Origin of the sequence: Rhizobium sp. YTUHZ045, from assembly GCF_051124255.1 — a bacterium.
GTDB lineage: Bacteria > Pseudomonadota > Alphaproteobacteria > Rhizobiales > Rhizobiaceae > Rhizobium.
In genome coordinates, this window is the sequence record NZ_CP101432.1 from 1,097,849 (window position 1) to 1,114,815 (window position 16,967).

Consider the following 16,967-nt stretch of genomic DNA (forward strand, 5'->3'; position numbering starts at 1 on the left):
GGCTCGTTCCCTTACATAAGGGGTAAGCAATGAGGGCGCGGCTTTTCGCGCCCCGAAGGGAATATCGTCATGGCCCCCAAAGGCAGCCAGCGCGTGGTGAACAAGGTCGTGGCCGAAAACCGCAAGGCCCGCTTCAACTACGAGATCATCGATACTTATGAGGCAGGTCTGGTGCTGAAGGGCACGGAGGTCAAGTCGTTGCGCGAAGGCAAGGCCAATATCGCCGAATCCTACGCGTCGGATGAGGACGGCGAGATCTGGCTGATCAATTCCTACCTGCCGGAATATCTGCAGGCGAACCGTTTCAATCATGAGCCGCGCCGGCGCCGCAAGCTGCTGCTGTCGGGCCGTGAAATCCATCGCCTGCGCTCCGCCGTCAACCGCGAAGGCATGACGCTGGTCCCGCTGAAGATCTATTTCAACGATCGGGGTCGGGCGAAGATGGAGCTGGCGCTCGCCAAGGGCAAAAAATTGCACGATAAGCGCGAATCCGAGAAGGAGCGCGACTGGAACCGGCAGAAGAGCCGCTTATTGAAGGATAACGGCTAACCCATCACGCCGCAGCCGATCGGCTCGCGACGCTTCGATTAGTCCCCGAAATCGCTGGCTGGGGCGACTTCGACCGGGCGCGGCGCCCGTTCCGCGGGATCGCGACCGATCTCAGCCTTCAGCGACAAGAGATCAATGAAATGATCGGCCTGCCGGCGCAGGTCGTCGGCGATCATCGGCGGCTGCGTCGCCATGGTCGAGATCACCGAGACTTTGCGGCCTCTGCGTTGCAGCGCTTCGACGAGGTTCGTGAAGTCGCCGTCGCCGGAGAAGATGACGAGATGGTCGACGGTTTCCGACTGCTCCATGGCGTCGATCGCCAGCTCGATGTCCATGTTGCCCTTGATCTTCCGCCGGCCCATGGAGTCGGTGAATTCCTTGGCGGGCTTGGTGACGACTTTGTAGCCGTTATAGTCGAGCCAGTCGATCAGAGGACGGATCGATGAATATTCTTGGTCCTCGATCAACGCCGTATAATAGTAGGCGCGCAGGAGGTAGCCGCGTTTCTGGAATGCCTTCAAGAGCTTGCGGTAATCTATGTCGAAACCGAGGCTCTTGGATGCAGCGTAGAGGTTGGCGCCGTCAATGAAGAGTGCAATTTTTTCGCGTGGGTCAAACATCGCTTATCAATTCCAATGAGAGAAATCGAAATTCGCAGGGCATCAAATTGCAATAAATACAATGGCTTATTGTGATCCTTGATCTGATGCTTACTTTACCATCTATTCATATAAGAGAGATTTAGGGCACGATTCCGCATATTCCAAGCAACCTTTGGTAGAATTGTCACATTCTCCATGGAAATTTAGCTCGGCACCGGATAAAGACGAGGAGAGCCGGAACGAAAAACTTGTATTTGCCCGGTTTTAATTGTATCGGGCGTGCTAATCCCGAAATGACGACCGTAAAGGACAGGCAATGGCCCGTGTCACAGTTGAAGATTGCATCGACAAGGTGGAGAACCGCTTCGAGCTGGTTCTGCTCGCCAGCCACCGCGCCCGGCTGATTTCCCAGGGTGCCTCGATCACCATCGATCGCGACAACGACAAGAATCCTGTCGTGGCGCTGCGCGAGATCGCCGACGAGACGCTTTCCCCCGATGATCTCAAGGAAGATCTGATCCATTCGCTGCAGAAGCATGTCGAAGTCGACGAGCCCGAGCCCGATCCGGCCAGCATGATCGCGGCCGGCGGCGCTGCTGCCGCCGATAGCGAGGAGCAGGATGACCTGCCGGAGACGATCACTTTCGACCAGATGTCGGAAGAAGAGCTGCTTGCCGGTATCGAGGGCCTCGTGCCGCCGGAAAAGAGCGACGATTATTAAGCGTCTCGACCGGATCTGAACCGGAAAAGAGCGACGATTACCAATCGTCAATCTTGCGCCTTTATTGCTTAGGCATATTATTGCCCATGTGTGCGCCAATCGTTGATTGGCGCGCTTTTATTTTTGTCGGAGTGGCTTTGGAATGATGCGGCAGTACGAGCTCGTGGAGCGGGTTCAGCAATACAAGCCCGATGCCAATGAAGCACTGCTGAACAAGGCCTATGTTTACGCCATGCAGAAACATGGCCAGCAGAAACGCGCGAGCGGCGACCCATATATTTCCCATCCGCTCGAGGTCGCTGCCATCCTGACCGATATGCATCTCGATGAATCGACGATCGCGGTCGCCCTTCTGCACGACACGATCGAGGATACGACGGCGACGCGCGCCGAAATCGACGAACTCTTCGGTGAGGACATCGGCCGCCTGGTCGAGGGGCTGACGAAGATCAAGAAGCTCGATCTGGTCACCAAGAAGGCCAAGCAGGCGGAGAACCTGCGCAAGCTGCTGCTCGCCATATCAGATGACGTGCGGGTGCTCCTCGTCAAGCTCGCCGACCGCCTGCACAATATGCGTACCCTCGATCACATGTCGGCCGACAAGCGTGCCCGCATCTCCGAGGAGACGATGGAAATCTATGCGCCGCTCGCCGGCCGCATGGGCATGCAGGATATGCGCGAGGAACTCGAGGAGCTTTCCTTCCGGCACATGAACCCGGAGGCCTACGAGACCGTCACGAAAAGGCTGGAAGAGCTCTCCAAACGCAACGAAGGCATCGTCAAGAAGATCGAGGCCGAATTGCGCGACCTGCTGGTCGCAAGCGGCCTGACGAGCGCCTATGTCAAGGGCCGGCAGAAGAAGCCCTATTCGGTCTTTCGCAAAATGCAGTCGAAGTCGCTCTCCTTCGAACAGCTTTCCGATGTCTACGGCTTCCGTCTGATCGTCGAGGACATTCCATCCTGTTACCGGGCGCTCGGCATCGTCCATACGCGCTGGCGCGTCGTGCCCGGCCGGTTCAAAGATTATATCTCGACGCCGAAGCAGAACGATTACCGTTCGCTCCACACCACCATCGTCGGCCCCTCCAGCCAGCGCATCGAGTTGCAGATCCGCACGAAGCGCATGCACGAAATCGCCGAGTTCGGCATCGCCGCCCACACGCTCTACAAGGATGGCGCCACCAATGCCGATGGCGACATTCTTTCGCGCGAATCCAATGCCTATTCCTGGCTGCGCCATACGATCGAGGCGCTCGCCGAGGGTGACAGCCCGGAGGAATTCCTTGAGCACACCAAACTCGAACTCTTTCAGGATCAGGTCTTCTGCTTCACGCCGAAGGGCAAGCTGATTGCCCTGCCGCGTGGTGCCACCCCGATCGATTTCGCCTATGCGGTGCACACCAATATCGGTGACACGACGGTGGGCGCCAAGATCAACGGCCGCATCATGCCGCTGGTGACGCGGCTGGCGAATGGCGACGAGGTCGAGATTATCCGCTCCGGCGTGCAGGTTCCGCCGGCGGCGTGGGAAGAAATCGTTGTCACCGGCAAGGCGCGGGCTGCCATCCGCCGCGCCACCCGCATGGCGATCCGCAAGCAATATGCAGGCCTTGGCCACCGCATTCTCGAGCGCACCTTCAACCGGGCCGGCAAGATTTTCTCGCGCGAGGCGATGAAGCCGGCGCTGCACCGTCTGGGCCAGAAGGATGTCGAGGATGCAATCGCCGCCGTCGGTCGCGGCGAGATGTCCTCGCTCGACGTGCTGCGCGCCGTCTATCCTGATCACCAGGACGAGCGCGTCACCGTCAAGCCTTCCGGCGATGACGGCTGGTTCAACGTCCGCAGCGCCGCGGGCATGATCTTCAAGATTCCCGGAAAGGCTAAAACAGGGGCCGAAGGCGGCCATTCGGAACTCGATGCCGATGTCGATGTCGGCCCGATCCGCGGCCTGTCCGGCAATGTCGACGTCAAGTTCGCCTCGACCGGCGCCGTGCCCGGCGACCGCATCGTCGGCATCATGGATCAGAGCAAGGGCATTACCATCTATCCGATCCAGTCGCCGAGCCTGCAGCGTTTTGACGATCAGCCCGATCGCTGGATCGACGTGCGCTGGGATCTCGACGAGGCCAACAAATCGCGTTTCATGGCGCGTATCATGGTGAATGCATTGAATGAGCCCGGCACGCTTGCCAAGGTCGCCCAGACCGTGGCCGGGCTCGACGTCAATATTCGCATGCTGAACACGGTGCGCGTGGCAGCCGATTTCACCGAGATGATGCTCGAAGTCGAGGTGTGGGACCTGCGGCAGCTCAACCAGTTGCTCGCCCAGATGAAGGACCTGGATTGCATCGCCACGGTCCGGCGGCTCTATGAGTAGGCTTTTGTCAGGCCTGCCATGGAGCTGATCGACCAAAATGCACATTTTATCATCGGTCTCTACTCGCGACGGCGCAGCAATAAGGCAAGGAATGCGTTGAGCGCATAGCTGTGTCCATGTTGCGGCGGTGGTAATTAACCTTTGCCGGGACTATCTTCTGGTCATCGAAAACGTAAACAGAAGATGAGACAAGGTAATGTTTGATCCTATCAGGAAAATCGCTCGCGCCTTTCGCGCGCCGACGACGCAGGAACGTGAAATGGCCTATCTGAACGGCTCGCTGGATCGTATCGATCTCGAGTTTCGTCAGCGTCAGGTCGATCGCGGTCTGTTCCGCAATCGCTGACACCGCCTTTATACTTTGTCGAGTGAGGGACGTTACGTATAATGAGCGCCCCTCGGCATGAAGATGCTCCTTTGCAAGAAAGATAAGGGGGCTGTTTCGGGCGGTACCATTGCCGCTCTTGTCATGGTCCGGTGCACTGCACTAAATAGCGGCCATGTTGTTTCGCCGTCGCAAGCCTGCGGGTTTCAAGGAAAAGATGCGGGAGCTTCTATGGCCCCGAAAAGGTTTCCTTCGCCCGATCCGTTACCTGACAATGCGCATTCTGCGCCTGAGCGCTTCGCCGCATGCGGTTGCGGCCGGTGTTGCCGCCGGCGTCTTTGTCTCGTGGACGCCGTTCATTGGCGTGCATTTCGTCATGGCTTTCGTCATCACCTATTTCCTCTCCGGCAATATGGTGGCCGCGGCTCTCGGCTGCGCGGCCTTCGGCAATCCGCTGACCTATCCTTTCATCTGGGGTATCACCTGGGAAATCGGCCATCTGCTGCTCAGCCGTGAGGATCATCTGGCCGGTCAGGCGGTGGATCTCGCCGCGCTCTTTCACAAGCTCAACTTCACCGAATTGTGGAAGCCCGTGCTGGAGCCGATGTTGATCGGCGCCATCCCACCGGGAATCGTAACCGCCGTTGCGCTCTATGCGCTGACGTTCTACACCGTCAAAGGTTTTCAGGCCCGCCGCCGCACGCGACTGCTGGAGCGGGCACGTCTGCGCCTGGCGGGTACGGCCAGCGACATGCCGAGCGTATGAACCGGTACAGAATTCTTGAGCGACGGAAGGTTCCGGCATGATCATCGGCATTGGCAGCGATCTGATCGACATTCGTCGTGTCGAAAAATCGATCGAGCGCTTCGGCGAGCGCTTCACTCATCGCTGCTTCACCGAGATCGAGCGCGCCCGTTCCGACCGCCGGGCAAACCGCGCCGCATCCTATGCCAAGCGTTTCGCCGCCAAGGAGGCCTGTTCGAAGGCGCTCGGCACCGGCATAGCCCAGGGCGTCTTCTGGAAGGACATGGGCGTCGTCAACCTGCCGAGCGGCAAGCCGACCATGCAACTGACCGGTACCGCCGCCGCGCTCCTGGAAGCGATGCTGCCCGCGGGCCATAGACCCGCCATTCATTTGACAATAACCGATGATTATCCCTTGGCGCAGGCCTTCGTTATCATCGAGGCGTTGCCCGAAAGGCCATGATGGCGACCCCGGGGAGCGTTTCAACGCGACCCCGGGAGCGTTTGGTAGCGACCGCAGAAGCGTTTCAACGCGACCTCTCGTCGCTTTTCATGTTGTCGCCATTGCCGCAACCGGCCGAAGCCGCTAGAGAGAACGGCAGAAGGAATTGCGCCTTTACGGCGTCTTGAAGGAATAAGACTGCGTGTCCGAAAAAGTCGATACCAAGCCGAACGCCCTCTGGGAAAACATCAAGGTCATCATTCAGGCGCTGATTTTGGCGATGGTGATCAGAACCGTGCTGTTCCAGCCCTTTACCATTCCGTCCGGTTCAATGATGCCGACGCTGCTCGTCGGCGATTATATCTTCGTCAATAAGTTCGCTTACGGCTATTCGAAGTATTCGCTGCCCTTCTCGCCTGATCTCTTCAGCGGCCGCATCTTCGGCTCCGATCCGAAGCGCGGCGATATCGTCGTCTTCCGCTTCCCGCCGAATCCCGATGTCGATTATATCAAGCGCTGCATCGGCCTGCCCGGCGACCATATCCAGGTCACCGACGGCGTCCTCTACGTCAACGGCAAGCCGGTTCCGAAGGTGGCGGATGGCAGTTTCACCTCGGACTACAAGCTCGATCCGGGCGAGGACGTACCGGTCTTCCGCGAAACCCTTGATAACGGCAAGACTTACGACACGCTCGACCAGTCGCCGGTCTCGCGCGGCGACAACACCCGTGAGTTTATCGTGCCGGAAGGCCATTATTTCATGATGGGCGACAACCGCGACAACTCGCTCGACAGCCGCTTCGACGTCGGCTTCGTGCCGGCTGAAAATCTTGTCGGTCGCGCCAGCGTCATCTTCTTCTCGCTCGGCAACGACACGTCTTTCCGCGAAATCTGGAAGTGGCCGACCAACATGCGCTGGGACCGCCTTTTCAAGGTCGTTGAATGAGTAAGGCGCAGACGCTTTCTGCGGCGGACCGCGCAAAGCTCGAAAGCCTGATCGGCCATGACTTCGCCGAAAAGGCACGCCTGGACCGGGCACTGACCCATGCCAGCGCCCGTACCGAAAAGGGCGGCAACTACGAACGGCTGGAGTTTCTCGGCGACAGGGTCCTCGGGCTCTGCATCGCCGAGCTTCTGTTCCGCACCTTCGGCACGGCCGGGGAAGGCGAGCTCTCGGTTCGCCTCAACCAGCTCGTCAGCGCCGAAACCTGTGCAGCGGTCGCCGACGAACTCAATCTCCACCTTTATATCCGCACCGGCGCCGATGTGAAGAAATTGACCGGCAAGCGCATGATGAATGTGCGCGCCGATGTCGTCGAGAGCCTGATCGCCGCGATCTATCTCGATGGCGGTCTCGAAGTCGCCCGCCGGTTCATCCTGCGCTATTGGCAGGGCAGGGCGGTCAGGGCCGACGGCGCCAAGCGCGACGCCAAGACCGAGCTGCAGGAATGGTCACACGCGAAATTCGGCGTCACACCGATCTATCGGGTTGATGAACGCAGCGGACCGGATCATGATCCGCGCTTCAAGGTGACGGTAGAAGTTGCTGGCATAAAGCCGGAAACCGGCGTAGAGCGGTCGAAGCGTGCCGCCGAACAGGTTGCGGCGACCAAGATGCTCGAGCGTGAAGGCATTTGGCAGCAATCGTCTGCCGGAAACTGACGGGACAATGACACAAGAAGAAGATATCGCGGCCGAAGCTGCCGTAAAAGCCAATGGGCCGACACATTCGGGTTTCGTTGCGCTGATCGGGCCGACTAATGCCGGCAAGTCGACGCTGGTGAACCGCCTCGTCGGCGCCAAGGTGTCGATCGTCAGTCACAAGGTGCAGACGACGCGCGCGATCGTCCGCGGCATTGCCATTCATGACAATGCCCAGATCGTCTTCATGGATACGCCCGGCATCTTCAAGCCGCGCCGTCGGCTCGACCGGGCCATGGTGACTTCTGCCTGGGGCGGCGCCAAGGATGCCGATCTGATCATGCTGCTGATCGACAGCGAGCGCGGTTTGCGCGGCGACGCCGAAGCCATCCTCGAGGGCCTGAAGGAAGTCCAGCAGCCGAAGATCCTGGTGCTCAACAAGATCGACCGCGTCAACCGCGAGGATCTGCTGGCGCTGGCCGCCGCCGCCAATGAGAAGATTGCTTTCGATCGCACTTTCATGATCTCGGCCGAAACCGGTTCCGGTTGCGACGATGTCATGGACTATCTGGCCACCACCTTGCCGGAGGGGCCGTGGTACTATCCGGAAGACCAGATCTCCGATCTCCCCATGCGTCAGCTCGCCGCGGAGATTACCCGCGAAAAGCTGTTCCTGCGCCTGCACCAGGAGCTTCCCTATTCCTCGCATGTCGAAACGGAAAAGTGGGAAGAGCGTAAGGATGGCTCGGTTCGGATCGAGCAGGTGATCTATGTCGAGCGTGATAGCCAGAAGAAGATCGCCCTCGGCAAAGGTGGCGAAACCATCAAGGCGATCTCGACTGCCTCCCGCAAGGAATTGTCGGAAATATTAGAGCAGCCGGTCCATCTCTTCCTCTTCGTCAAGGTCCGCGAGAACTGGGGCGATGACCCCGAGCGCTTCCGCGAAATGGGCCTCGAATTCCCTAAATAAGGACGGCAACGATTTTATCGAGAAGCCTCCAGCCCCTTGTTTCTTAGGAAAAAATCCGTCTCGTTGCGGAACGAATCCGAGCTTTGCGCATTCCTCGGTCAACGGCGGCCAGACTGGCCGTCGTTTGCGCGACCGCGGGGCAGGCATGGCGACGTCGAGACGCATCCATTCATTCAAGACCCCTTGCGAATTATGTCCATTGCGGCCTCTGCCGCATTTCAGGGAGTTCAGCCGAGACGAGCTGGAATTCGTTTCACGTTTCAAACGCGGCGAGCTTGCCGTCGATGCCGGCTCCACCATTCTTGTCGAAGGCGCCCACAGCGCTCATCTTTTCACCGTGCTGTCCGGTTGGGGCTTCCGCTACAAGATGCTGGAGGACGGGCGCCGCCAGATTCTGAATTACATCATGCCGGGCGACCTGATCGGTCTTCAGGGAACGATCGCCGGCGAAATGCAGCATTCCATCGAAGCGCTGTCTCCCGTTTCCCTTTGCGTCTTCGAGCGCGACCGGCTGATGACGCTCTACAACAAACATCCTTCGCTCGCCTTCGACATCACGTGGATTGCCGCGCGCGAAGAACGAATATTGGATGAGCATCTCCTCTCCATCGGCCGTCGCACTGCATTGGAAAGAGCAGCCTATCTGATCGCTTTCTTGTATGAGCGCGGCAGGAAGCTCGATCTCTTCAACGGCCGCAAATTCATCCCCATCACTCAACAGCACATCGCCGACACTCTCGGTCTTTCCATCGTTCACACCAACAAGACGCTGAGAAAGCTTGGAGAACGCGGTTTGATCCGCTGGCAGGAACGCGGCTGCGAAGTTCAAAACGGTGAGGAGTTAATGGCGATCGCCGGTTGGGAAGGACTTGGAGAGGGCAAGCGTCCCTTCATTTAGCCCGATGGCCTATGTCTTTTTTAAATGCAGTTAAGCTTTTCGGAAAATAAGGTCGGTCGTCATCTTTCCTCCGATTTTGATTCTTATCGACCGGGCAGAAAAATGGTTTATTCAGAACTGGTGGCGCAATTCACCGATAGCGTGCCATGCGGGGCACCGGAGGGCAATGATGTTGGCGAAAGGGCCAGGGCGCTGCGAAAAGCGCCCGACGAGGGGCGCGGAAGCATGAACGCACTCCGTGTTTTGGTTCTCGAGGACAGTCTGATCATCGCGATGGAGGCGGAGGATATCCTGCGCATGGCCGGTGTCGAGAGCATCGATATTGTCGGCAGTCTCGATCAGGCAAGAGCCGCCATCGCTGCGGAGACGTATGATTTCGCTCTTCTCGACGTCAACCTAGGCGAGGGCATGAGTTTCGGATTTGCCCGCCATCTTCTCGATGCCGGCATCCCCTTCGGTTTTGTCAGTGGCTATTCCGATATACGTGACTTCCCGTGCGACCTTCAGCACATACCGCTGCTGGTGAAGCCGTTCGACGAAAAGGCGATGCGCGAATTCCTGCAGAGGCTTCTGCCGGCTGCGGCCTAACGTAGTCCGTGACGGACGCGGGATCTGCTTGAGAGCGCCTGATGCTATCACTTTGAAACTGCGGGCAATCCTTCGGGAAATCGATTCCGGTTTCCCGATTTATGCGCTACGATAAGGTAATCGGTCGCAGGAACTTCTTATGCAGTGGCAGGACCAGGCAATCATTCTGGGTGTCAAACGCCACGGCGAGACGAGCGTCATCGCCGAGGTTATGACGCGTGGTCGCGGCCGTCACCTCGGCCTGGTGCGTTCCGGCCGTTCGCGCGCCATGCAGCCGGTGCTGCAGGCGGGCAATGCCGTCGAGGTCGTCTGGCGCGCCCGGCTCGACGAACATCTCGGCGAATTCCGCGTCGAGCCTGTGACGCTGCGCGCCGCCCGTCTGATGGAAACGGCGACCGCCGTCTACGGGGTCCAGGCGATGGGCGCTCTGCTGCGGCTGCTGCCGGAGCGAGACCCGCATCCGCATCTCTTCGACGCGCTGGAGGTGATCCTCGATCATCTGCACAACCCGGCCGATGCCGGTGAGCTTTTCGTACGTTTCGAGCTGGCGGTGCTGAACGATCTCGGCTTCGGGCTCGATCTTGCCGAATGCGCGGCGACCGGCGCCCGCTCTGATCTCGTCTATGTCTCGCCGAAGTCCGGCCGCGCCGTGAGCCGTAGCGCCGGGGCGCCGTGGGCCGACAAGATGCTGGTCCTGCCGCCCTTCCTCGGTGTCGAAGGCAATCACGCGGCGGACTTCGACAGCCTTGCTGCCGCGTTCCGTCTGACCGGGTTCTTCCTGCATCGCCATGTTTACGAGCCGCGCGGCATCGAGGCTGCGGCAGCCCGTGACGGTTTCGTGCGGGCCGCGCTCAGGGCGCTTGATCCAGCCTCGCGGACGCTTTCCGATCCGAACGGCGTCCCCGCCTGACCTGATTTTTTACTGCTGCAAAATATCCTCCGGATTTGGCGGTTTACCCGCTGATCGGTGGCTCCTATCTCTTGATTGCCAATCAAGGAGGATTCCATGCTGACCAAGACCGCATCACCGACGACGATCACGCTCTGGAACGGTCGCGAAATCCCGCGCCTCGGCATGGGGTGCTGGGCAATCGGCGGCCCTTTCTTCGCTGGTGACACGCCGCTTGGTTGGGGCGAAGTCGACGACAATGAATCCGTCGAAGCGATCGATCGCGCCATCGCGCTCGGCGTCCGCTTCTTCGATACTGCCTCGAACTACGGCGCCGGCCACTCGGAAGAGGTGCTCGGCCGGGCGGTCGGCAATCGTGACGGCATCATCGTCGCCACCAAATTCGGCTTCGCGACCGATCCGGAGACGAAGCAGGCAATTGGCGCCTTCGCCGATGAGGCGTTCATTCGCAGCTCGGTTGAGACATCGCTGCGCCGTCTCAAGCGCGATCGCCTTGATCTGCTACAGTTTCACATCAATGATTTTCCGCTGGAACAGTCGGATGCTGTCTTCGATACGCTGGAGGCGCTGCGAGCCGAAGGCAAGATCGACGCATTCGGCTGGAGCACCGATTTTCCCGATCGCGCCGCCCGCCATGCCGGCCGCGCCGGCTTTGTCTCGGTCCAGCATACGATGAACGTCTTCGATCCGGTGCCGGAGATGATCGCTGTGATCGAAGGGAAGGGCCTGATTTCCATCAATCGCGGTCCGCTGGCCATGGGGCTGCTCACCGGCAAGTTCACCTCCGACAAGGTAGTGGGCGCCAAGGATGTCCGCGGCGCGGCACTCCCCTGGATGGTCTATTTCAAGGACGGGCGCATGGCTCCGGAATTTGCCGCAAGGCTCGATGCCGTCCGCGATCTCCTGACGTCAGGCGGCCGCACGCTGACACAGGGGGCTCTCGCCTGGCTCCTGGCGAGGTCGCCGCGCACTTTCCCCATTCCGGGCTTCCGCACCATCAGCCAAGTGGAGGAAAATGCCGGCGCACTGGAAAAGGGACCGCTGTCGGCTGACGTCATGGCGGCTATCGACGCCGCACTCGGCATGGGTGAGAGACGGTGAAACTCTCCCCACGCTCCCTCATTCCTGTGCCTGTCACAGCAATGAGGGAGAATGTTGCGATGTATAAGGGACAAAGCGCCCTCAGCCCTTCCGCAATTCAACCTACTCTCGTGCGCGAACCTTCATCGCCCAGCCCTCCGGCCGCGCCTCGATGATCTTCACCTCGTCGCCGATGGCGATCCGTCCGCTGCCGCGAGGCGTGACGTTCCAGCCAAAGAGCGGCCCTGGCACACGCCGGTCGGCAGACATGCGGATGCGACCCATGGCCGGCATCGGGTTCGGCCCCTCGCGTGAACCGGTCAACTGGTCCTGCGTCGTCATGATGCAGCGGGAGCAAGGTTTGACGAGATCGAAACGAACGCCTGATATTTCGATCGCTGCCCAGCGATCCTCCGGCCATGCCTCATCGATGTCTATGACGATGTTCGGACGGAAACGTTCCATTCCGACGCTGCCTTCGCCATGCGCGGCGAGATCGGCATTCAGCGCCTTCAGTGAGCCCGTCGTCGTCACCAGGATCTGGTATCCGTCGGTAAAGGTGACGGGCGAGCCTTCGCCGGCCCATTCGGCGTTCGCCGTCCGCCGTGCCTGCCCGTCGAAGAAGACCAGCCGCACCTCGCGGCCGAGCCATTCGGAAAGCTGCCTGTTGCTGTCGGGATCGGCGACCGCGGCGCTGACGGTCGATTTCCATACGGTCACATCCATGCGGACTTCAGGCCGAGGCGGAGGCACCGCTAGCTCAGACTTTCCCTGTATCAGCAGCCGAAAGGCGCCGGGTTCCGGACGGATCTCGATGCGCGCGAGGTCCGGCAGTTCGCGCTGGGTGATGAAGTGACCGTTCAAATCGATAATCATCGCCCGCCGGTCGCCGGCAAGCCCCTCGGCGCCAATATCGGCGGCGGGCAGCGCAATGGCGCGAGCGCTCTTGAGCGGGTATATGAAGAGGTCGCTTATGCGCATGCCGTTCTCCCTGGATATAGTTCTCTAGATTTCATCCATGAACGCCGCGAGAAAATCGCGCAGGCTCTTGTCGCGCGCGGCCGCAATCCGGCGGCCGGTCTCGGTCTGGAATCCCTCCGCCAGTTTGAACAGCTTCGTCTGGAAGTGGTCAATGGCATAACGCTTGTCGTCGAAGGGCCGGTTCGTTGCCGCGGGGTCGAAGGGATCGTAGAGTCCCGATCCCATTCGTCCGCCGATATAGAAGCAGCGTGCGACGCCGACCATGCCGATCGCGTCCAGCCGGTCGGCATCCTGCAGGATCTTCGCCTCGAGCGTCTGCGGCGCCACCCCGGCGGAAAAACTATGAGAGGTGATGGCGTGGGCCGCGGCTTCGATATCCGCTTCGCTCCAGCCGAGTTCGGAAAGGATCACCGAAGCCTTTTCCGCCGCCAAGGCCGATGCTTTTGCCCGCAAGGGTGAGTTCTTCTCGACGGCGACGCAGTCGTGCAGCAGCACGGTGGCGGCAAGGATGCGCCCATCTCCGCCTTCTCCCGCATGGATGCGCATGGCGTTCCTGAAGACGCGCAAGATATGGGCAAGATCGTGTGAGCCGTCGTCGCCTTCGGCGGCGTGTGCGATCAGCGCCGCTGCGAGCGTTTCATGAGGGGAGAAGGCTTCGGCCTCGAACATTGTGCCACCTCTTGTCGGAAGAAAAACGTCGAGGAGCGCCGGCCGAAAGCAAAGGGAGCTTCACAGGAAGACGCCGCTACGAAAAACGGAGATCTCGAAGCCGGTTTGTAGCGGCTCAACGTGCGAGTCGCAATCGAGGGAGGTCAGCGCTCGAGCGTCTGAAAAGCTGTCGCGCCGCTGCTCTTCGGCGGCGGGGAGAGAAGATGGGGCACGTCACGGACCGGGCGCGGCGGACTGATGTGATAGCCCTGGATCTCGTCGCATTCCTCGCTTTCGAGCAGCGTCAGCTGGGCCGCCGTCTCGACGCCTTCGACGGTGACGCGCATGCCGAGCGCATCGCCGAGCAGGATGATCGCGCGCATGATCGCATGCGCTTCCTTGCTGTCGACGATGTCGTTGACGAAGGATTTGTCGATCTTGATCTTGTCGAAGGGAAAGCTGGAGAGATAGCTCAGCGAGGAATATCCGGTGCCGAAATCGTCCATCGAGATGCGGATGTCGCGGTCCTTCAGGGCATGCAGGATCGGCAGCACCTCGCTGAGGTTTTCCATCAGCACGCTCTCGGTGATTTCCAGTTCGAGCCGCGATGGCGACAGCCCGGCGGCGGCAAGCGCTTCGCTGACGTCCTGCGTCAGGTTGCCGCTGCGGAACTGGATCGCCGAAACATTGACTGCGACCTTGATGTTTTCCGGCCATTGGGCCGCATCCCTGCAGGCCTGGCGTAAAACCCAGCGGCCGATATCGACGACGAGGCCGACCTCCTCGGCAAGCGGAATGAAATCCATCGGCGGCACTCGGCCTCGGAACGGATGGTTCCAGCGGATCAACGCTTCGAAACCGCAGATCCGCCGCTCGGCAAGATCGTAAAGCGGCTGGTAATGCAGCTCGAATTCCCCGTTCTCGACGGCGGCTCGAAGATCTGCCTCCAGCGCATGGCGCAACTGCATTTGCGCTTCCATTTCGCCGGTGAAGAAGCGCTCGCGCTTGCGTCCGTCCGCCTTGGCATGCGACAGCGCCACGCCGGCATTTTTGAGCAGGATATCGGTTTCCCCGCCGTTCTCAGGAGCGATTGCAATACCCATGGAGACGCTGAGCGTCACCTGTTTCTCGCCGTTCAGGAATGGCTCGGAAAGCGCGCGGCGGATTTGGTCGGCCAGCACCGTCACGTTTTTAGGCTGCTGCTTACCCGTCTGCAGGATGGCGAATTCGTCCGAACCGAGGCGCGCCAGCGTGTTTTCCGATCCAGCCGAAGCTCGGATGCGCTCCGCAACCTGCTGCAGGATCTTGTCGCCGACCGATACGCCGATCGTGTTGTTGATCGATTTGAAGCGGTCCAGATTGAGATGGACGAGGGCGATCTGCTCGTGCGGCTTGCGCTCGGCGAGCGTCGCATCGACCTGCTCGCGGAAATACATCCGATTGGGAAGACCCGTCAGGGGATCGTGATGGGCGAGATAGGTGATGCGCTGGGCGGCCTTTCGATCCTCGGTGATATCGGCATGAATGGCGATGCTGCTGCCGTCGGAGAGGATGGTCACCACGCTTTGAATGATGCGGCCATCATGCATCTGCCATTCGCGTCGGCGGATGCTGCTGCTTTCTGCCTTGGCGAGGGAAGGTCGTGCTGTCTGCCGGACGCTTTTGGAGGCGGTGCTTTCGTTGCCGCGCATTTTGCCGATGAGTTCGGCAATCGTCGCGCCCGCGGCGATATCTTCCGGCGTCAGGCCGAAGAGCTGAGGGAAGCGAATATTGTAAAGCGTCAGCCGCTGGCCGGCGTCGAAAACGCTGAGGCCGAGCGGCAGGTTGTTCAGGACGATCTCGAAGAGTTTTTTCTGTCCGTCGAACGCTTGACTGAGCGCCGATATATTCCCTCTCAGCGTCTGGTTTTCCTTTTGAAGGGTTTCCGCACTTCTCTCGATTGCATCATAGTCGCTTTCATGGCCGCGATAGGTTGCGATCACCAGCTCCATCAGACGCTGCGCGTCAATTGATCCGTCGGCCATGACAGCCTCTGTGCATTGCCGCCAGAAGAGTGCTTCAGCCTTCATGGGAAAGCATCTTGGCTGACGGCAATAGCAAGAGCCGTCGCGTCTGATGGACGTGCCTCAAAATACCGGACATGAAAACCTTTCTCAGAGAAACCATTGAAATCAATTTTTATGAGTGACGTACGGGTAATGCCTGATGGCTATTTTGGAGCGGGCGGATTAATATTCGGTTGCAGTGCAGCAGAGGTGCACGTCGTCAGACAGGTTGCTTTCCATATTGGGAAATTACTGGAATACCGGGGCGGCCAGCGGCGGAAACCCGGTTCGAGCGCGCTCCGTTAATTTCTGTCAACCATTGTTAACGAGTAGTTAACAACTTATTGACGCACTGCGCAAATCAGTTTAACCACCGAGTCAATAGTGATTTCCCACCTCGTATTGCGTACAAACACCACCGGCAAAAGGCGGTGAATGGAGGTTTGTATGACCCGCACCACATCCGTTTCAGACACGTCATATGCGTATCTTGCGACACTTTCACGGCTTGATCTAAACGGCGACGGCGTATTGAGCCGCGGCGAACGTGCCGCCGATGAGAAGCCAGGCATCATCAAGGAACTCCTGGAGGAAGACATGGGCAGCGAGACTCAGCCCAAATTTTCCGGCAGCCTGATTGCGCTGATGATGGATACCCACGACAGCGGCACGACAAGCAGCATCGCCGTGCCCTATCCGCTGCAGCAGAGCGCGTCTGCGACCGGCAGCCAATCCGACGATCTCTACCGCAACACCTACGGGCAGTTCGATTTCGACGCCGTCGCCTGACGATAGCATCGTTCACGTGATCTGAAGCCGGCCCGTTGGTCGGCTTTTCTCGTTGGATGCTCCGCAGAGGAACACCTTCCGGGCTGAGACGTTCAGAAGGACATCCGGACGGAAGGAGATCTCCATGAAAGCCATGCGCATCATCGCCGCCCTGAGCCTGCTGGCCCTTGCCTTGCCGGCAAGTGCCCAGGACAAGCAGACGGCGGTCGCCAATTTCGTCGGCGAGGACGGCAAGGAAAATGGTCGGGCCCAATTGACGGCCGCCGCCAATGGCGGCGTTCTAATCGAAGTGGAGATATCGGGGCTGCCGGCGAATAAATGGGTGGCCTTTCATGTTCACGAAACCGGCCGCTGCGACGCGGCAAGCCATTACGAATCGGCAGGCGGTCATTTCAACCCGGGCTCTGCCGAACACGGCATTCTCGCCGCCAAGGGGCCGCATGCCGGCGACATGCCCAACCAGTATGTTGGACAGGATGGCGTGCTCAGAGCTCAGATCTTCGATGGCATGGTCACGCTCGATGGCAAGAAAGATGGCATTCGCGGCCGCGCATTGATGGTGCACGCCAATTCCGACGATTATCGCAGTCAGCCTTCCGGTGGCGCCGGGGAAAGACTTGCTTGCGGCGTGGTCGAATAGGCCGACGATCGCCCCG

General features: G+C 59.7%; 19 protein-coding genes. 15 read left to right on the forward strand and 4 right to left on the reverse strand.

The features are described from left to right. Window positions 1-69 precede the first annotated feature (69 nt). Complete coding sequence (gene smpB / locus NMA58_RS05330) at window positions 70-549, forward strand: SsrA-binding protein SmpB (protein ID WP_004675044.1); 480 nt, start codon at window positions 70-72, stop codon at window positions 547-549. A 38-nt stretch (window positions 550-587) separates the two neighbouring features. On the opposite strand, the gene NMA58_RS05335 is transcribed toward smpB, so the two are convergent. Then, window positions 588-1,169: an NYN domain-containing protein gene (locus NMA58_RS05335; RefSeq protein ID WP_085777588.1), complete on the reverse strand. Its 582-nt coding sequence runs from the start codon at window positions 1,167-1,169 to the stop codon at window positions 588-590. Between the two features lie 298 nt (window positions 1,170-1,467). Between NMA58_RS05335 and rpoZ the strand changes: the two genes are divergently transcribed. The 12 genes from rpoZ to NMA58_RS05395 all read left to right on the forward strand — a co-directional run bounded on the left by rpoZ (window position 1,468) and on the right by NMA58_RS05395 (window position 11,869). After that, a complete protein-coding gene (gene rpoZ, locus NMA58_RS05340; protein WP_011424719.1) occupies window positions 1,468-1,872 on the forward strand; it encodes a DNA-directed RNA polymerase subunit omega in 405 nt (134 codons plus the stop codon). A 142-nt stretch (window positions 1,873-2,014) separates the two neighbouring features. After that, window positions 2,015-4,249, forward strand: coding sequence for a RelA/SpoT family protein (locus NMA58_RS05345; protein ID WP_085777589.1), 2,235 nt, complete (start codon window positions 2,015-2,017; stop codon window positions 4,247-4,249). A gap of 196 nt (window positions 4,250-4,445) precedes the next feature. After that, window positions 4,446-4,595 carry a DUF3563 family protein gene (locus NMA58_RS05350; protein ID WP_064706756.1) on the forward strand — a complete coding sequence of 50 codons (150 nt, stop codon included), beginning with the start codon at window positions 4,446-4,448 and terminating at the stop codon, window positions 4,593-4,595. A gap of 154 nt (window positions 4,596-4,749) precedes the next feature. After that, window positions 4,750-5,340 (forward strand): DUF2062 domain-containing protein, encoded by a 591-nt coding sequence (locus NMA58_RS05355; RefSeq protein WP_183699653.1) that lies wholly within the window; start codon window positions 4,750-4,752, stop codon window positions 5,338-5,340. A 37-nt stretch (window positions 5,341-5,377) separates the two neighbouring features. Further along, window positions 5,378-5,782: a holo-ACP synthase gene (acpS, locus tag NMA58_RS05360; protein ID WP_285192722.1), complete on the forward strand. Its 405-nt coding sequence runs from the start codon at window positions 5,378-5,380 to the stop codon at window positions 5,780-5,782. Between the two features lie 181 nt (window positions 5,783-5,963). Continuing rightward, on the forward strand, window positions 5,964-6,707 hold the full coding sequence (gene lepB, locus NMA58_RS05365) for a signal peptidase I (protein WP_064801523.1): 744 nt from the start codon (window positions 5,964-5,966) through the stop codon (window positions 6,705-6,707). After that, window positions 6,704-7,423: a ribonuclease III gene (rnc, locus tag NMA58_RS05370; RefSeq protein ID WP_085777592.1), complete on the forward strand. Its 720-nt coding sequence runs from the start codon at window positions 6,704-6,706 to the stop codon at window positions 7,421-7,423. Before lepB ends, rnc begins: the two co-directional genes overlap by 4 nt. A gap of 7 nt (window positions 7,424-7,430) precedes the next feature. Beyond that, complete coding sequence (gene era, locus NMA58_RS05375) at window positions 7,431-8,372, forward strand: GTPase Era (protein WP_430957805.1); 942 nt, start codon at window positions 7,431-7,433, stop codon at window positions 8,370-8,372. Window positions 8,373-8,517: 145 nt separating this feature from the next. Further along, window positions 8,518-9,270, forward strand: coding sequence for a Crp/Fnr family transcriptional regulator (locus NMA58_RS05380; protein WP_085777594.1), 753 nt, complete (start codon window positions 8,518-8,520; stop codon window positions 9,268-9,270). A gap of 102 nt (window positions 9,271-9,372) precedes the next feature. After that, the gene (locus NMA58_RS05385) at window positions 9,373-9,858 is read left to right on the forward strand and encodes a hypothetical protein (RefSeq protein ID WP_183699649.1); all 486 of its coding nucleotides are present in this window, start codon (window positions 9,373-9,375) and stop codon (window positions 9,856-9,858) included. Window positions 9,859-9,997: 139 nt separating this feature from the next. Further along, complete coding sequence (gene recO / locus NMA58_RS05390) at window positions 9,998-10,768, forward strand: DNA repair protein RecO (RefSeq protein WP_434712628.1); 771 nt, start codon at window positions 9,998-10,000, stop codon at window positions 10,766-10,768. A gap of 96 nt (window positions 10,769-10,864) precedes the next feature. Then, window positions 10,865-11,869: an aldo/keto reductase gene (locus NMA58_RS05395; RefSeq protein WP_434712629.1), complete on the forward strand. Its 1,005-nt coding sequence runs from the start codon at window positions 10,865-10,867 to the stop codon at window positions 11,867-11,869. Between the two features lie 102 nt (window positions 11,870-11,971). On the opposite strand, the gene NMA58_RS05400 is transcribed toward NMA58_RS05395, so the two are convergent. The 3 genes from NMA58_RS05400 to NMA58_RS05410 all read right to left on the reverse strand — a co-directional run bounded on the left by NMA58_RS05400 (window position 11,972) and on the right by NMA58_RS05410 (window position 15,546). Then, window positions 11,972-12,829: an MOSC domain-containing protein gene (locus NMA58_RS05400; RefSeq protein ID WP_434712630.1), complete on the reverse strand. Its 858-nt coding sequence runs from the start codon at window positions 12,827-12,829 to the stop codon at window positions 11,972-11,974. Window positions 12,830-12,853: 24 nt separating this feature from the next. Beyond that, entirely contained in the window at window positions 12,854-13,498 is a 645-nt protein-coding gene (locus tag NMA58_RS05405; RefSeq protein WP_434712631.1) for an HD domain-containing protein, read from the reverse strand. 143 nt (window positions 13,499-13,641) lie between these two features. Beyond that, window positions 13,642-15,546: a putative bifunctional diguanylate cyclase/phosphodiesterase gene (locus tag NMA58_RS05410; protein WP_434712632.1), complete on the reverse strand. Its 1,905-nt coding sequence runs from the start codon at window positions 15,544-15,546 to the stop codon at window positions 13,642-13,644. Between the two features lie 423 nt (window positions 15,547-15,969). Here NMA58_RS05410 and NMA58_RS05415 point away from each other — a divergent pair, with 423 nt between their 5' ends. Both NMA58_RS05415 and NMA58_RS05420 read left to right on the forward strand, forming a co-directional pair. Next, window positions 15,970-16,311, forward strand: a complete 342-nt coding sequence (locus tag NMA58_RS05415) for a hypothetical protein (protein WP_085777601.1) — start codon at window positions 15,970-15,972, stop codon at window positions 16,309-16,311. Window positions 16,312-16,435: 124 nt separating this feature from the next. Then, complete coding sequence (locus NMA58_RS05420; RefSeq protein WP_183699636.1) at window positions 16,436-16,951, forward strand: superoxide dismutase family protein; 516 nt, start codon at window positions 16,436-16,438, stop codon at window positions 16,949-16,951. The last annotated feature ends 16 nt before the right edge of the window (window positions 16,952-16,967 follow it).

Bases quoted from the DNA above. Each gene is read 5' to 3' on its own strand.
- acpS (WP_285192722.1), top strand. From the start codon at position 5,378: ATGATCATCGGCATTGGCAGCGATCTGATCGACATTCGTCGTGTCGAA.
- NMA58_RS05405 (WP_434712631.1), bottom strand. From the start codon at position 13,498: ATGTTCGAGGCCGAAGCCTTCTCCCCTCATGAAACGCTCGCAGCGGCG.
- NMA58_RS05410 (WP_434712632.1), bottom strand. From the start codon at position 15,546: ATGAAGGCTGAAGCACTCTTCTGGCGGCAATGCACAGAGGCTGTCATG.
- smpB (WP_004675044.1), top strand. From the start codon at position 70: ATGGCCCCCAAAGGCAGCCAGCGCGTGGTGAACAAGGTCGTGGCCGAA.
- recO (WP_434712628.1), top strand. From the start codon at position 9,998: ATGCAGTGGCAGGACCAGGCAATCATTCTGGGTGTCAAACGCCACGGC.
- NMA58_RS05345 (WP_085777589.1), top strand. From the start codon at position 2,015: ATGATGCGGCAGTACGAGCTCGTGGAGCGGGTTCAGCAATACAAGCCC.
- NMA58_RS05355 (WP_183699653.1), top strand. From the start codon at position 4,750: ATGTTGTTTCGCCGTCGCAAGCCTGCGGGTTTCAAGGAAAAGATGCGG.
- NMA58_RS05420 (WP_183699636.1), top strand. From the start codon at position 16,436: ATGAAAGCCATGCGCATCATCGCCGCCCTGAGCCTGCTGGCCCTTGCC.
- rnc (WP_085777592.1), top strand. From the start codon at position 6,704: ATGAGTAAGGCGCAGACGCTTTCTGCGGCGGACCGCGCAAAGCTCGAA.
- era (WP_430957805.1), top strand. From the start codon at position 7,431: ATGACACAAGAAGAAGATATCGCGGCCGAAGCTGCCGTAAAAGCCAAT.
- rpoZ (WP_011424719.1), top strand. From the start codon at position 1,468: ATGGCCCGTGTCACAGTTGAAGATTGCATCGACAAGGTGGAGAACCGC.
- NMA58_RS05350 (WP_064706756.1), top strand. From the start codon at position 4,446: ATGTTTGATCCTATCAGGAAAATCGCTCGCGCCTTTCGCGCGCCGACG.
- NMA58_RS05335 (WP_085777588.1), bottom strand. From the start codon at position 1,169: ATGTTTGACCCACGCGAAAAAATTGCACTCTTCATTGACGGCGCCAAC.
- NMA58_RS05415 (WP_085777601.1), top strand. From the start codon at position 15,970: ATGACCCGCACCACATCCGTTTCAGACACGTCATATGCGTATCTTGCG.
- NMA58_RS05380 (WP_085777594.1), top strand. From the start codon at position 8,518: ATGGCGACGTCGAGACGCATCCATTCATTCAAGACCCCTTGCGAATTA.
- NMA58_RS05400 (WP_434712630.1), bottom strand. From the start codon at position 12,829: ATGCGCATAAGCGACCTCTTCATATACCCGCTCAAGAGCGCTCGCGCC.
- NMA58_RS05395 (WP_434712629.1), top strand. From the start codon at position 10,865: ATGCTGACCAAGACCGCATCACCGACGACGATCACGCTCTGGAACGGT.
- NMA58_RS05385 (WP_183699649.1), top strand. From the start codon at position 9,373: ATGGTTTATTCAGAACTGGTGGCGCAATTCACCGATAGCGTGCCATGC.